Below are 13,741 nucleotides of genomic sequence, written 5' to 3'. Positions count from 1 at the left end.
GTGTGGGTGGGTGTGGGTGCGTCGCGGTCAGTCGCCGATCAGCGCGTCGACGAAGGCCTCCGGCTCGAACGGCGCGAGGTCGTCCGCGCCCTCCCCCAGGCCCACCAGCTTCACCGGCACGCCCAGCTCCCGCTGCACCGCCACCACGATGCCGCCCTTGGCGGTGCCGTCCAGCTTGGTGAGCACGATGCCGGTGATGTCCACGACCTCCGCGAAGACCCGCGCCTGCACCAGGCCGTTCTGCCCGGTGGTGGCGTCGAGCACCAGCAGCACCTCGTCCACCGCGCCGTGCTTCTCCACGACCCGCTTGACCTTGCCCAGCTCGTCCATGAGGCCGGTCTTGGTGTGCAGCCGTCCGGCCGTGTCGACGAGCACGACGTCCGCGCCCTCGGCGATGCCCTCCTTGACCGCGTCGAAGGCCACCGACGCCGGGTCGCCGCCCTCCGGTCCCCGGACGGTGCGGGCGCCGACCCGCTCGCCCCAGGTCTGGAGCTGGTCGGCGGCCGCGGCGCGGAAGGTGTCGGCCGCGCCGAGGACCACCGACTTGCCGTCGGCGACCAGCACCCGCGCGAGCTTGCCGGTGGTGGTGGTCTTGCCGGTGCCGTTGACCCCGACGACCATGACGACGCCCGGCTTCTCCTCGCCGTTCACGCCCACGCCGCTCTCGGTGTGGACGGTGCGGTCGGCCTCGGTGCCGATCAGCTGGAGCAGCTCCGCGCGCAGCAGGCCGCGCAGCTCCTCGGGGCTGCGGGTGCCGAGCACCCTGACCCGCTCGCGCAGCCGCTCCACCAGCTCCTGCGTCGGCGCGACGCCGACGTCGGCGGTCAGCAGGGTGTCCTCGATCTCCTCCCAGGTCTCCTCGTCCAGATGCTCACGGGACAGCAGGGTCAGCAGCCCCTTGCCCAGCGTGGTCTGGGAGCGGGCCAGCCGGGCGCGCAGCCGCACCAGCCGGCCGGCGGTCGGCTCGGGCACCTCGATCGCGGGTGCCTCCGGCTGCGCGGGCACGGTGGGCGCGGGGGGCGCCTCGGTGACCGGCAGATCCACTTCCTCGATGGTTCTGCGCGGCTCTTCGAGCGTCGGTTCCGCCTCCTCGCCGACGTGGGGCTCGGCGGGCGGCGCGGTGACGGACGGGCTGCTCGGCGGGGCCGGGGGCAGCCGCTTCTTCTTACGGCTGCCGATCACGAGCCCGCTGACCGCGGCGAGCGCGATCACAGCGATGACTACGGCAAGGATGACTTGTTCCATAACGCCCCCAGTATCAGCCAACGCGGCGCGGGCAGTCATTCACCTCCGAGCCCGGCCTCACGGGCCCGGACGATCGCCTGGGCGCGGTCGCGGACCTGGAGCTTGGCGAAGATGGAGCCGACGTGGTTGCGCACGGTCTTGTCCGTGACCACCAGCCGCTGGGCGATCTGGCGGTAGCCGAGTCCGGCGGCGAGCAGCTCCAGGACCTCGCGCTCCCGGGCGGTGAGGGTGGGGAACGCCTCCTTGGCCGAGGCCGTGCCGAAGGAGCCGAGCAGGGCGCCGAGCCGCTCGGCCATGCGCGGGCTGAAGACCGCGCCGCCGCGGGCCACGGTGTGCAGGGCGCGCAGGATCTCGTCGCGGCCCGCGCCCTTGAGGAGGTAGCCGCGGGCGCCGGCGCGCATGGCCGCCAGCAGGCTGTCGTCGTCCTCGGACATCGTCATGACGACCACCCGCGCCTCGGGGCGGGCGCACAGGATCCGCCGGGTGGCCTCCGTGCCGGACCGGCCGGGCAGGCCGAGGTCCATCACCACCAGGTCGGGCTCGGTGCGCTCGGCCTCGGCGACCGCCTCCTCGGCGGAGGCGGCCTGGCCGACCACGGTGAAGGCGTCGTCCAGGTTGACCGCGGCCGCCAGGCCCTCGCGGAAGAGCGGGTGGTCGTCCACCAGCAGGACGCGCCACTGCGGTCCTCCCGCGGCCGTGGTCACCGGTCCAGCACCTCTTCCCCGTGGCCCTCCCGGTCCGCACCGCCCTCCCGGTCCGCGGGGTCCGCGGGGTCCGCGGGGTCCGCGCGGTCCTCCTGGTCGTCAGCGGTGAGCGGCAGGATCGCGTGCACCACCGTGCCCGTCGCGGATCCCGTCACCGAGCAGGTGCCGCCGATCTCCTCCGCGCGCTCGGTCACCGACGCCAGCCCCACCCCGGGCACGGCCCCGCGCCGCAGCCCGCTCCCGTCGTCGGTGACCGTGACCTGGAGCGTGTCGGGGCGCGCGGTGAGCTCGATCCGCACCTGCCGGGCCCGGGCGTGCCGCACCGCGTTGGTCAGCGACTCGGCCGCGATCCGGTACGCGGCCGTCTCCACACCGGGCGACAGCGGCGGCAGCACGCTGGGCCGGGTGGCCACGGTCACCCGGGGTCCGGCGCCGCCCAGCCGCCGCGCCAGGTCCCGTACGGCCTTGGCCAGGCCGCGCTCGGCCAGGGCGGCGGGGGCCAGGCCCGAGGTGATCCGGCGGACCTCGACCAGGGCCTCGGCGAGGGTTTCGGCGGCCTCGCGGAGCTGGTGGCGGGCGGGGTGGTCGGGCGGGCAGGTGGTCTGCGCGATGTCCAGGCGCAGCCGTACGGCGGCGAGCTGGGGGCCGAGGCCGTCGTGGATCTCGCGGCGCAGCCGGCGGCGCTCCTGCTCGCGGGCGAGCACCAGCCGCTCCCGGGCCGCCTGGGCCTCCTCGGCCAGGCGCAGGGCCGCGAGCGCCGGGGCGGCCTGGTCGGCGAGCAGCGACAGCAGGCCACTGTCCCGCTCGGCGGGGGTGCCGGAGCCGTCGCGGGCCACTTCCAGGCGGCCGACCGTACGGCCGTGGTGGCGCAGTACGAACGTCTGGACCGGGCCGGTGAGCGGCGCCCCTGCGGTGGCCAGCCGGCGGGGCCCGGCGCGGGTGTCGACGCTGACGGCGGCGCCCGAGACGCCGAGGTCCTCGACGGCGCTGCGGCAGATCTGCTGGGGCACCTCGCCGGGGTGGGGCGCCTGCTGGAGGCGGACGGCCAGGGCGCCGGCGGCCTCGTGGGGGCGGGCGCGGGGGCCGTAGAAGGCGCGCTCGACGCGCAGGGTCAGCCAGCGGGCGGTGGGCCGCAGGGCCCAGCCGAGCAGCAGCGCGCAGCCGACGGCGGTGGTGATCGCGCCGCCGCGCAGGGAGGGCAGTCCGGCCTGGACTGCGACGGCGGCGCAGACGACCACGGCGGCCAGCGAGGTCAGGACGAAGGCGCGGGCGAGGCGGTGGCTGGTGACGCGGTCCAGCCGCCATATGCCGGTGCGGGCGACGCCCAGGCAGATGGCGGCGGCCCACACGGCGCTGCCGACGGTGCGCGCCACGAGGGTGGGCGTGCCCTCGGCCCACTCCGCGAGCAGCAGGAAGACGCAGGACGGGTAGGCGGCGGCCAGCAGCGCCCAGTTGCGCCGCTCGGCGCCGTGGGCGACGGCGGCGCGGCAGCACAGCGCGCCCGTCACGACGGCGGCGACGGCGCGCAGGACCCATGGCTGTGCCGCGGCGTAGGTCTCGAGGTGGTCGAAGGCCCACTGTCCCCAGGCGGTGGCGAAGAGGGGGTTGGGCGCGGGGCCGGCCATCGGCTCGCTGATGAGCCAGAGCGCGGCGTAGCCCAGCCAGTAGGCGGAGGCGCCGGCGCTCATGGCCCACCACTGGCGGCGCCGCTGCGAGCCGCGCGGGAACAGCCACAGCGGCAGCAGCAGGACGGTCAGCGGGCGGCAGGCGATCCCGGCGGCCGCGATCAGCAGCTGGACCATCGCGCCCGCCGGTCCGAGGTCGGCCAGGCCCAGCAGGTCGGCGGCGGCGGAGGGCAGCAGCCACAGCGCGCCGGCCACGAGGAGGACGCTGCCGTAGCGGCGGGCGGAGCGCTCGGCGAGCAGGAGCACCCCGACGCCGACGACGGGGAAGCCCACGGCCACGCGGGTCAGCACGGCGGTGCCACGGGGCTGCGGGCAGGACAGGGCCGGCCAGGGGTCGTTGATCCGCAGCAGGCCGGCCAGCCAGCCCGCGAGGACCACCACGAACAGGGCCGACACCCCGCCCGCGGCCTGCACGGCGCGGTCCTTGGGCTGGACCTCGCGCCTCATCCCGTCCCGGAGAGCCGGGCGAGCCGGGCGGGGGCGGCGGCCTGGGCGGGTCCGGTGGTGCGGGCGCCGCCCCGGCCCCTGACCCACAGCGTGATGTAGGTGCCGCTGTGACCCGGCCGGCACTTGTACTCGTTCCACTTGTGGGCGTCCACGCCCTCCCGGCCGGCCTTGCGGCAGGCGCCGGTGGTGTGGAAGTGGCCGGCTTGCCGCCAGGCCGCGCTCTGCGTGGCGGCGGCGGGTGCCGCTGGGGCGGTCCCCAGGACGGCGCCGGCGAGCAGGACGAGCGCGGTCATGGCGTGGGCCCGGCGGGTGCGGGATGGGCTCATCTGCAGACCTCCTTGTTCTCCGGTCCGAGCACTACCCGCGGCGGGGCGGGTGAAGTGCGGCACGGGCCCGGGCCCACCCGAACCGGTGACCGGCCCGCACCCGCGTCCCGTTCCGGTTCCCGTCCGCGGGGTGCGGCGGTCACCACACCAGCAGCAGAATGGCGAAGGCGATCGACTCGGCCTCGATGTAGGGCACGCCGGACCGCATCAGGCTGAGCATGATCGGCTTGGCCGACCAGATCTCGAGGCCCTCCAGGAAGTGGGCGAGCCGGTGGGCGTGGCGGCGGACCACGGCGATCTCGCGGGGTCCGAGCCGGGTGAGCAGTTTGGTCAGCAGGTCGCCGCCGTGGCGCAGGGCGACGGTCAGCAGCCGCTGCCGTACGAGCCGGGCGTCGGCGGGGGCGGGGTCGGCCGGGCCGAAGAGCGCGGCCTTGGCCGCTTCGAGTTCCGTGGTGTCGCCGGCGGCCCGTCGCACCCGGGTGACGAGGTCGTCGATGTCGGATCCGGTGATGACCGGTGCCCGCGTCATGGTGGTCACGTGCCCCTCCGCTTCTGGTTGCCCCTTGGTGTGCCGCCCGTGTGATCGGCGGTGGCCGGCCCGAGCGGCGGGCCCGCCTGCCCCTACCGTCAGCCGCCCCGTGTCCCAGGCGCATGAGTCATCCGCCCCGCCCGCGCCCGGCGCCGGGCGGGTGCCGCTCCCTGTTTATTTGACGTACGGTCAGTTACCGTGCCCTGGCCCGCTCACCGCGAAGGGGGACGTCCGCCATGCCGGTCACGGTCGTACGGCTCAATCTCGTCGATCCGAACGCCACGCCGGAGTCGCTGTCCCGGCGCTACCGGGCGGCCGTCGAGATGGCCGCCTTCGCCGACGAGCGGGGCATCGACACCGTGCAGACGGAGGAGCACCACGGGGTGGCCGATGGCTGGCTGCCGTCCCCGCTGACCTTCGCGGGCGCGATGCTGGGCGCCACCCGGCGGATCACGGTCACCGTCTCGGCGCTGATCACTCCGCTCTACGATCCGCTGCGGCTGGCCGAGGACATCGCCGTGCTCGACCTGGTGAGCGGCGGCCGTCTGATCACGGTGGCGGGCATCGGCTACCGGCCGGAGGAGTACGCGGGGCTCGGCAGGGACTGGGAGCGGCGGGGTCCGCTCCAGGACGAGGCGCTGGAGACGCTGCTCGCGGCCTGGACCGGCGAGCCCTTCGGCTACCGGGGCCGCATGGTGCGGGTCACGCCGCGCCCGTACTCCCGGCCGCATCCGGCGCTGCTGGTCGGCGGCAGCTCCAGGGCCGCCGCGCGCCGCGCCGCCCGGCTGGGCCTGCCGTTCTTCCCCAGCGCGCATCTGCCGGAGCTGGAGGCGTACTACCACGCGCGGCGCCTGCAGTACGGGACGGACGGCTGGTGTGTGATGCCACCCGCGCGGACCTCGCTGTTGCATGTGGCCGAGGACCCGGAGCGGGCGTGGGCGGTGGTCGGCCCGTATCTGCTGCACGAGGCGCGGACGTACGACTCGTGGCAGTCGGGCGGGGGCGTGCGGTCGGCCGTGCGCTCCCGGGCCGAGGACGTCGGGGCGCTGCGGCGCGAGGGGGTCTACCGCGTGGTCACGCCGGAGGAGTGCGTGGCGCTGGCGGGAGAGGGGGGTGGCGCGGGGAGTCTGGTGCTGCATCCGCTGTGCGGCGGGATGCCCGTGGAGGAGGGCTGGCGCTCGCTGGGGCTGTTCGCGGAACGGGTTCTGCCCCGCCTCGGGGGGTGAGGCGGGGCAGAACCCTTGGAGAGGGAGAAGCGGCCGGCGGGGGGTCAGCCCATCTCCTCCAACGCCTTGCCCTTGGTCTCCGGCACCCACTTGAGGATGAAGGGGATCGAGAGCGCGGCGAAGACGGTGTAGATGACGTACGTCGCCGACAGGTTCCAGTCGGACAGGCTCGGGAAGCTCGCGGTGATGGCCCAGTTGGCGATCCACTGCGCGGAGGCGGCGACGCCCAGCGCGGCGGCGCGGATCTTGTTCGGGAACATCTCGCCGAGCAGCACCCAGACCACCACACCCCAGGAGAGGGCGAAGAAGAGGACGAAGGCGTGGGCCGCGATCAGGGCCAGGACGCCCTGGGTGTGCGGGAGCTTGCCGTCGACCAGGTGTGCCGAGAAGGCCCAGGCCACCAGGGCGAGGGAGACGGCCATGCCGGCCGAGCCGATCAGCGCCAGCGGCTTGCGGCCGATCCTGTCGACGAAGATCATCGCGATGACGGTGCCGAGGATGTTGATGATCGACGTGGTGAAGGAGTAGAAGAACGAGCTGCTCGGGTCGACGCCGACGGACTGCCACAGCGTCGAGGAGTAGTAGAAGGCCACGTTGATGCCGACCAGCTGCTGGAAGACCGAGAGGCCGATGCCGATCCAGACCACCGGCAGCAGGCCGAACCGGCCGCCGAGCAGGTCCTTGAAGGTGGACTTGTGCTCGCTGCGCATGGCCTGCTCGATCTCGGCGACGCGCGTGTCGAGGTGGACGCCGTGGCCCTCGACCTCGGCCAGGACCTGCTTGGCGCGGTCGATCTTGCCGACGGAGATCAGGAAGCGGGGGGACTCGGGGATGGCGAAGGACAGCAGGCCGTAGAGCACGGCCGGGACGACCATCACGCCGAGCATCCACTGCCAGGCCTCGATGCCGGCGATGTGGCCGCGCTGGTCGCCGTCGGCGGCGTTGAGGATGCCCCAGTTGACGAGCTGGGACAGGGCGATGCCGATGACGATCGCGGCCTGCTGGAAGGAGGCCAGGCGGCCGCGGTACGCGGGCGGGGCGACCTCGGCTATGTAGGCCGGGCCGATCACGGAGGCCATGCCGATGCCGATGCCGCCGAGCACCCGCCATACGGCCAGGTCCCACAGGGCGAAGGGCAGGGCGGAGCCGACCGCGCTGACGGTGAACAGCACGGCGGCGATCTGCATGACGCGGATCCGGCCGATGCGGTCGGCCAGGCGGCCCGCGATGGCCGCGCCGATGGCCGAGCCGATCAGGGCGATGGCCACGACCTGGGCGAGGGCGGCGGAGCCGATGTCGTACCGGCCGCGGATGGCCTCGACCGCCCCGTTGATCACCGAGCTGTCGTAGCCGAAGAGGAAGCCGCCCATCGCGGCGGCGGCGGTGATGAAGATGACACGGCCGAGGTGTTCCGGCTGGGCGCCGCGGCCCTCGGATCCCCGCACCTGCACGGTGGTGGTCAACGTGAACTCCTGTGGCCCGCCCGGCAACGCTGCCGGGGTGGGGGTGGCCTTCCAGCGGAGGCGCAGCCGAGAGGGGGGTCGGCCACCACTTGAAGGTAAAAACGACGTTGCCGAGACTATTCCTTCAAGTTTCGAAGTCAATAGGGTGTGACCAACCAGTCGCCACAGGTCGCCTGGCCGTGCTTGATCGAATGACTTCAAGTGTTGAAGCGCTTACCGCAGCCGCTGACTGATGACCTTCGACACCCCGTCGCCCTGCATCGACACCCCGTACAGCGCGTCGGCGACCTCCATCGTCCGCTTCTGGTGCGTGATCACGATCAGCTGGGAGCTCTCCTGCAGCTCCTCCATGATCCGGATCAGCCGCTGCAGATTGGTGTCGTCCAGCGCCGCCTCGACCTCGTCCATGACGTAGAACGGGCTCGGCCGCGCCTTGAAGATCGACACCAGCAGCGCCACGGCGGTCAGCGACCGCTCCCCTCCGGAGAGCAGCGACAGCCGCTTGACCTTCTTCCCCGGCGGCCTGGCCTCCACGTCCACGCCCGTGGTCAGCATGTTCTCCGGGTCGGTGAGCACCAGCCGGCCCTCGCCGCCCGGGAACAGCCGGGAGAAGACGCCCTCGAACTCGCGCGCCGTGTCCCGGTAGGCCTCCGTGAACACCTGCTCGACGCGCTCGTCCACCTCCTTGACCACCTGCAGCAGATCGGCCCGCGTCTTCTTCAGGTCCTCGAGCTGCTCGCTCAGGAACTTGTGCCGCTCCTCCAGCGCCGCGAACTCCTCGAGCGCCAGCGGGTTGACCTTCCCCAGCTGCTGATACGCCCGCTCGGCGGCCTTCAGCCGCTTCTCCTGCTGCGCCCTGACGTAGCGCACCGGCTGGTTGCGCGGGTGGTCCGGGTCTTCGGGCAGCACCTCGCCCTCGGCCGGCGGGGACGGCGGCACCGGCTGGTCCGGTCCGTACTCGGCGATCAGCCCGGCCGGCTCGACGCCCAGCTCCTCCAGCGCCTTGGTCTCCAGCTGCTCGATCCGCAGCCGCTTCTCGGCGCCCAGCACCTCGCCCCGGTGCACCGAGTCGGTCAGCTTGTCCAGCTCGCTCTTGAGCTCACGCCCGTGGTTGCGCTCGGCGACCAGCTCGCGCTCCCGCTCCGCCTTCGCCCGCTCGGCGGCGTCCCGCTCCTCCTCGGCCCGCACCAGCGAGACCTCGACATGCGCCAGCAGCTGCCGGGCGCCCGAGGCCACCGCCGAGGCCACCGCCGCCTCGTGGCGCAGCCGCGCCCGCCGCTGCTCGGCGCGCGCCCGCGCCTCACGCTCGGCGCGCGCGCCCCGGTCGAGCGCGTCCGCCCGCCCCGCGAGCCCCTTGACCCGCTCCTCGTGCGTACGGACCTGGAGCCGCGCCTCCATCTCCGTCTGCCGGGCGTTCGCCCCGTCCGCCGCCAGCCGGTCCCGTACGGAGGTGTCCGGCTCCTCCTCACCGGGCTGTTCCTCCGCCACCGCCAGCCGCTCGGCCAGCTCCTCGGCCTCCTCGGTGGCCCTGGCCAGCGCCTCCTCCGCCTTGGCCACGGCCGCGGCCATCCGCTCGGCCTCGCCCGCCGCGGCCCGCGCCTGACCGCCCAGCCGCCCCAGCGACTGGGCGACCTGCGACTTCTCCCGGTCGGCCGCGCTGCGCCGGGCCGCCAGCTCCTCGACCCGCGCCGCGCACTCCGTCCGCCGCTCCGCCGCCGCCCGCTGCGCGCCGGTCAGCTCCTCGCACCGCACGGCGAGCTCCTCCAGCTCCGCCGCCGCCTCGTCGACCGAGGCCTGCACCTCCAGCAGGCTGGGCGCCCCGGCGGACCCGCCCTGGGCAAAATGCGCCCCCAGCAGATCCCCCTCGGCGGTCACGGCCGTCAACTCCGGCCTCTGCTCGACCAGTTCCTCGGCGTCCTCCAGCGTGGTGACCACCACCACGTCCCGCAGCAGCCACCGCACGGCCGACACCAGCCCCGGGGGGCCGCTCACCAGGTCCGCCGCGCGCGGCGCCGCCGGCCCCCCGGCCGCCCCGGCCGCCCCGGCCGCCGCCCGGCCCCCGCCCGGGCCGCCGGCCGCCGCCGGCGCGCCGAGCAGGAGGGCCGCGCGGCCCGCGTCCTGTTTGCGGAGGAGGCGGATGGCGTCGGCCGCGGTCCGGGGGTCCGCGACGGCGATCGCGTCGGCCGCGGCGCCCAGGGCCGCGGCCACGGGGACCTCGAAGCCGGGGGTGACCGTCAGGAGTTCGGCGGCCGGGCCGAGGAGGCCGGTCAGGCGGTCGGCGGCGCCCAGGAGGGCGCCCGTGCCGTCCTTCCGGCGCAGGCCGAGGGCCAGCGCGTCATGGCGGGCGGCGGTCGCGGCGCGCTCGCGCTCGGCGGCGGTCAGGGCCTCGCGGGCCGCCCGGTGGGCGGTCTCCGCCTCGGCCAGCTCCCGCTTGGCGGCCTCGTGGCGGTCGGCCAATTCCGCGTCGCCCGCGTCCAGTCCGTCGACCTCGGCGCGCAGCGCTTCGTACTCCTCCTGCGCGGCGGCCGCCCGCTGCCGGGCCTCGTCGCGGGCGGAGGCCAGCCGGTCGATCTCGGCCCGCGCCGAACCCGCCCGGCCCCGGGCGGCGTTCACCTGCCCCTGCAGCCGGGCCAGCCCCTCACGGCGGTCGGCGATGGCGCGGGCGGCGTCCTTCAGCCGGCGCTCCTCCATCGCCAGCTCGCGCTCCAGTTCGGCACGGTGCGCGACGGTGTCGTCCAGCGCCCGGCTCGCCGCCTCCAGCGCGGCCTCCAGCTCCGCCTCCTGTTCGCGGATCCGGGCCGCCTCGCGCTCCATGTCCTCCGGGTCGCGTCCGCGCCGCTCCTCGCCGGGGGCGGAGGTGGCGCTCTTGACCCGGGCGTCGGCGAGGCTGATCGTGCCGCGCACCCGCTCGGCGAGCTGGGAGAGCTCGTACCAGGTCTGCTGGGCGTCCCGCAGCCGGGGCGCGAGCTGCCGGACCTGCTCCTCCAGGGCCGCCTCCCGCTGCTGCGCGGCGCGCAGCTCGGCCTCGGCCGCCTCCTTGCGCTGCTTGAGCGCGGCCTCGTCGGCGATCTCGGCGCGCAGCGCCTCGCGCAGGGTCACCAGGTCGTCGGCGAGCAGCCGCAGCCGGGCGTCGCGCAGATCGGCCTGGATGACCGCGGCCCGCCGGGCGACGGCGGCCTGCCGGCCGAGCGGTTTGAGCTGGCGTCGCAGCTCGTCGGTGAGGTCCTGGACGCGGGCCAGGTTGGCCTGCATGGCGTCGAGCTTCCGCAGCGCCTTCTCCTTGCGCTTGCGGTGCTTGAGCACCCCCGCGGCCTCCTCGATGAAGGCGCGGCGCCCGGTCGGGTCGGCGTGCAGGACGGAGTCGAGCTGGCCCTGGCCGACGATGACGTGCATCTCGCGGCCGATGCCGGAGTCGGAGAGGAGCTCCTGGATGTCCAGGAGCCGGCAGGTGTCGCCGTTGATCTGGTATTCGCTGCCGCCGTTGCGGAACATGATCCGCGTAATGGTCACTTCGGCGTATTCGATGGGCAGCGCGCCGTCGGAGTTGTCGATGGTGAGGGAGACCTCGGCGCGGCCGAGCGGGGGGCGGCCGGTGGTGCCGGCGAAGATGACGTCCTCCATCTTCCCGCCGCGCAGCGACTTGGCGCCCTGCTCCCCCATGACCCAGGAAAGCGCGTCCACCACATTGGACTTGCCCGAACCATTGGGGCCGACGACGCAGGTGATACCCGGCTCGAAGCGCAGCGTCGTGGCGGAGGCGAAGGATTTGAAGCCTCGGAGGGTCAGGCTCTTGAGATGCACGCCTTTGGACTTTACCTCCCGTGTCTCACCCGGCACCCTCGTTCGGCCGTGGCGCCACGCGGCGGTCCCCTCCGTGTTCTCCCCGGTAGTTCCCCCCGGCGATCTTCCCGGATTGCTTTCCTCGGTTTCACCGGTGAGGGGGAGGGGCACATCAGACGGTAAGGAAGCGCGGCCGGCCGCCGCGGAAACGACGAAGGGACGCCATCGGGCGTCCCTTGCAGATTCTCAAGCGGCTGACGGTGCAGCCCGACCGGCCCGGGGGCCGGGTCAGGCGAGCGCAGGCTCCGCCTGGGATACGTCGATGCTTTCGAGCAGCGAGTCGCCGTGGTGCGCGGCGGCGGACAGAGCGTCGTTCTCGGCCTGGATCCGGATGATCTCGGATTCGAGGTCCTGGACGCGCTGCTGAAGCCGTCGCATCTCGGCGAGGACTCGGGGGTCGGAGCCGCCGACGTAACCGAGAAGCGCCTTTGCCATGATGGATGGTCCTCCACATTGAGTGACCGACCGAAGCGGTGGTGGGTCGTGAGGGATTTTCGCACCCGCGATGCCTGCCGTTACTACCGTGCTGAGTGGCAAACAGTTAAGGTGCGCGGGGCTTCCAGCGTCTCACCAAATGGTTTGACGGTCAACACGATCACAGGCCGACGAGGCCCTGCGGCCGGGGGCTTACCGAGTGGCGAAAGGCGCCGAGCCCGCACAGATGAGGCCGCCGAGGCGAAGGGATCATCCCTTACGCCGCAGCCTTCCACGGACCGGCCGCATTGGCAACCATCAGCTTGTTTTCGCTCACAGGCGGTGCGAGAGGCGCGCCCGGCGAGGGTCCGGCGGGGCGGGTGCGGCGGGGTGCCTCAGCGGATCTCGAAGGTCTCGTAACCGCCCCGGGGTGTGTCCCAGATCTCGGTGACACCGTCGACGCGGCCGGGCGTGTCGTCGCCCCGCAGCCAGTCGAGCAGTTGTTCGCAGTTCGTACGTTCGCCTTCGGCGACGACCTGGACCCGGCCGTCGGACAGGTTGGAGGCGAACCCGGCCAGCCCTCCGATGCGCAGCGCGTTTGCCCTGGTGAACCAGCGAAAACCGACACCTTGGACTCGACCGCGGACCCACGCGGTGAGGCGCACTCTCTCGTTCATGGGTGGCACGCTAGCCGAGCAATTTGCTCCCCGGACACCTCGGCCGCCCCGTCATGGCGTACAGTCCCGGCTCAACGCACTACTCACCCGTACGAGTGACGCACGTGACCCCGATCTTGCAAGGAAGGCAGGAGATGGGCCGCCATCGACGATCCGCCCCCGGATCCGCGCCGACACCCCCCGCCCCCGGCGCCGGACGCCACCGGGGAGCCCGCCGAAGCCCTCTGGCTCCGGTGCGGACCGGGCTGCTGAGCGTGTCCGCCGCCGTCGCGGTGGGCGCGGTGGCCATGGCCACCGGGCTGCTGCCGGGAGGCCCGCCCCTTAGCGGAAGCAACGACCCGGCCGGAGGGGTGCGCGCCGACGCCCCGTCGGGCTCGGCCCTGGAGACACAGGGCACCCCCTCGGCGTCACCGGTGGACCGCGGCACGCCCCCCGCCGACCGGGGCGATGACCGTCCGCACGCGCCGTCCACCACCCCCTCGAAGACCCCGGGCGAGTCCTCCGCCACCCCCTCCACCACTCCCCCGAAGCAACCGGGCTCCTCCGGATCCGGCCACGGGAACGGAAACGAAGGCGGCAGCGGGAACGGGAAGGGCGACGGCCGGGGCAACGGGAACGGAGGCTCCTCCTCCGCCCACCGGCCCACCACGCCGCCGGGCCGGAGCACGGACCCCACGACCACCCCGGGGAACTCCGAGAGCGCCGCCGAGCGGCAGGTCCTGGCGCTGGTCAACCAGGAGCGGTCCAAGGTCGGCTGCGAGCCCGTGACCGCCGACCCGAAACTGGGGCAGCTGGCCCAGGACTTCAGCGACGACATGGCCCTGCGGGGCTTCTTCGACCACCTCGACCCGGACGGCGACACCCCCTGGGAGCGTGCGGAGCAGGCCGGCATCCTGAACCTGGGCGGGGAGAACATCGCGCGCGGCCAGGAGGACGCACAGGCCGTGATGGACTCCTGGATGGACAGCCCCGGCCACCGCGCCAACATCCTCAACTGCGGATACAAGACCCTGGGCGTCGGCGCGCACTTCGGCGAGGGCGGCCCCTGGTGGACCCAGGACTTCGGCTACTGAGCCGGCGCTGAGCCCCGGGCCACGGTCCTGAGCCCCGGGACAGGGCCCTGAGCCCGGGCCCGCCGCCCCTGGCCGTCAGCCGCGCCCCGCCGCCGCCCCGCCGCGCCCCCGC

11 protein-coding genes are annotated in these 13,741 nt (G+C 74.1%); 2 read left to right on the top strand and 9 right to left on the bottom strand.

What is annotated here, in order from left to right; translation table 11 throughout:
• Window positions 1-27: 27 nt before the first annotated feature.
• The 5 genes from ftsY to ABFY07_RS22580 form a co-directional block, all read right to left on the bottom strand.
• Window positions 28-1,245: a signal recognition particle-docking protein FtsY gene (gene ftsY, locus ABFY07_RS22600; protein WP_346176241.1), complete on the bottom strand. Its 1,218-nt coding sequence runs from the start codon at window positions 1,243-1,245 to the stop codon at window positions 28-30.
• A 35-nt stretch (window positions 1,246-1,280) separates the two neighbouring features.
• Window positions 1,281-1,949: a response regulator gene (locus ABFY07_RS22595; RefSeq protein WP_346176240.1), complete on the bottom strand. Its 669-nt coding sequence runs from the start codon at window positions 1,947-1,949 to the stop codon at window positions 1,281-1,283.
• The gene (locus tag ABFY07_RS22590) at window positions 1,946-4,081 is read right to left on the bottom strand and encodes a sensor histidine kinase (protein WP_346176239.1); all 2,136 of its coding nucleotides are present in this window, start codon (window positions 4,079-4,081) and stop codon (window positions 1,946-1,948) included. Before ABFY07_RS22590 ends, ABFY07_RS22595 begins: the two co-directional genes overlap by 4 nt.
• Complete coding sequence (locus ABFY07_RS22585; protein ID WP_346176238.1) at window positions 4,078-4,407, bottom strand: hypothetical protein; 330 nt, start codon at window positions 4,405-4,407, stop codon at window positions 4,078-4,080. Before ABFY07_RS22585 ends, ABFY07_RS22590 begins: the two co-directional genes overlap by 4 nt.
• Before the next feature lie 139 nt (window positions 4,408-4,546).
• Window positions 4,547-4,936 (bottom strand): hypothetical protein, encoded by a 390-nt coding sequence (locus ABFY07_RS22580; protein ID WP_104531371.1) that lies wholly within the window; start codon window positions 4,934-4,936, stop codon window positions 4,547-4,549.
• A gap of 236 nt (window positions 4,937-5,172) precedes the next feature.
• Between ABFY07_RS22580 and ABFY07_RS22575 the strand changes: the two genes are divergently transcribed.
• A complete protein-coding gene (locus ABFY07_RS22575) occupies window positions 5,173-6,162 on the top strand; it encodes an LLM class flavin-dependent oxidoreductase (protein WP_346176237.1) in 990 nt (329 codons plus the stop codon).
• Between the two features lie 44 nt (window positions 6,163-6,206).
• On the opposite strand, the gene ABFY07_RS22570 is transcribed toward ABFY07_RS22575, so the two are convergent.
• The 4 genes from ABFY07_RS22570 to ABFY07_RS22555 all read right to left on the bottom strand — a co-directional run bounded on the left by ABFY07_RS22570 (window position 6,207) and on the right by ABFY07_RS22555 (window position 12,556).
• A complete protein-coding gene (locus tag ABFY07_RS22570; RefSeq protein WP_346176236.1) occupies window positions 6,207-7,625 on the bottom strand; it encodes a sugar porter family MFS transporter in 1,419 nt (472 codons plus the stop codon).
• A gap of 213 nt (window positions 7,626-7,838) precedes the next feature.
• Window positions 7,839-11,426, bottom strand: a complete 3,588-nt coding sequence (gene smc, locus ABFY07_RS22565) for a chromosome segregation protein SMC (RefSeq protein WP_346176235.1) — start codon at window positions 11,424-11,426, stop codon at window positions 7,839-7,841.
• Between the two features lie 267 nt (window positions 11,427-11,693).
• The gene (locus tag ABFY07_RS22560; protein WP_065965149.1) at window positions 11,694-11,900 is read right to left on the bottom strand and encodes a hypothetical protein; all 207 of its coding nucleotides are present in this window, start codon (window positions 11,898-11,900) and stop codon (window positions 11,694-11,696) included.
• 374 nt (window positions 11,901-12,274) lie between these two features.
• Window positions 12,275-12,556, bottom strand: a complete 282-nt coding sequence (locus ABFY07_RS22555; protein ID WP_065965147.1) for an acylphosphatase — start codon at window positions 12,554-12,556, stop codon at window positions 12,275-12,277.
• A 233-nt stretch (window positions 12,557-12,789) separates the two neighbouring features.
• Between ABFY07_RS22555 and ABFY07_RS22550 the strand changes: the two genes are divergently transcribed.
• A complete protein-coding gene (locus ABFY07_RS22550) occupies window positions 12,790-13,629 on the top strand; it encodes a CAP domain-containing protein (protein WP_428836988.1) in 840 nt (279 codons plus the stop codon).
• Window positions 13,630-13,741: the final 112 nt, after the last annotated feature.

This window comes from Streptomyces sparsogenes subsp. cuspidosporus (assembly GCF_039532705.1).
GTDB classification, from domain to species: Bacteria; Actinomycetota; Actinomycetes; order Streptomycetales; family Streptomycetaceae; genus Streptomyces; species Streptomyces sparsogenes.
This window is presented reverse-complemented; position numbering and strand designations above follow the sequence as displayed.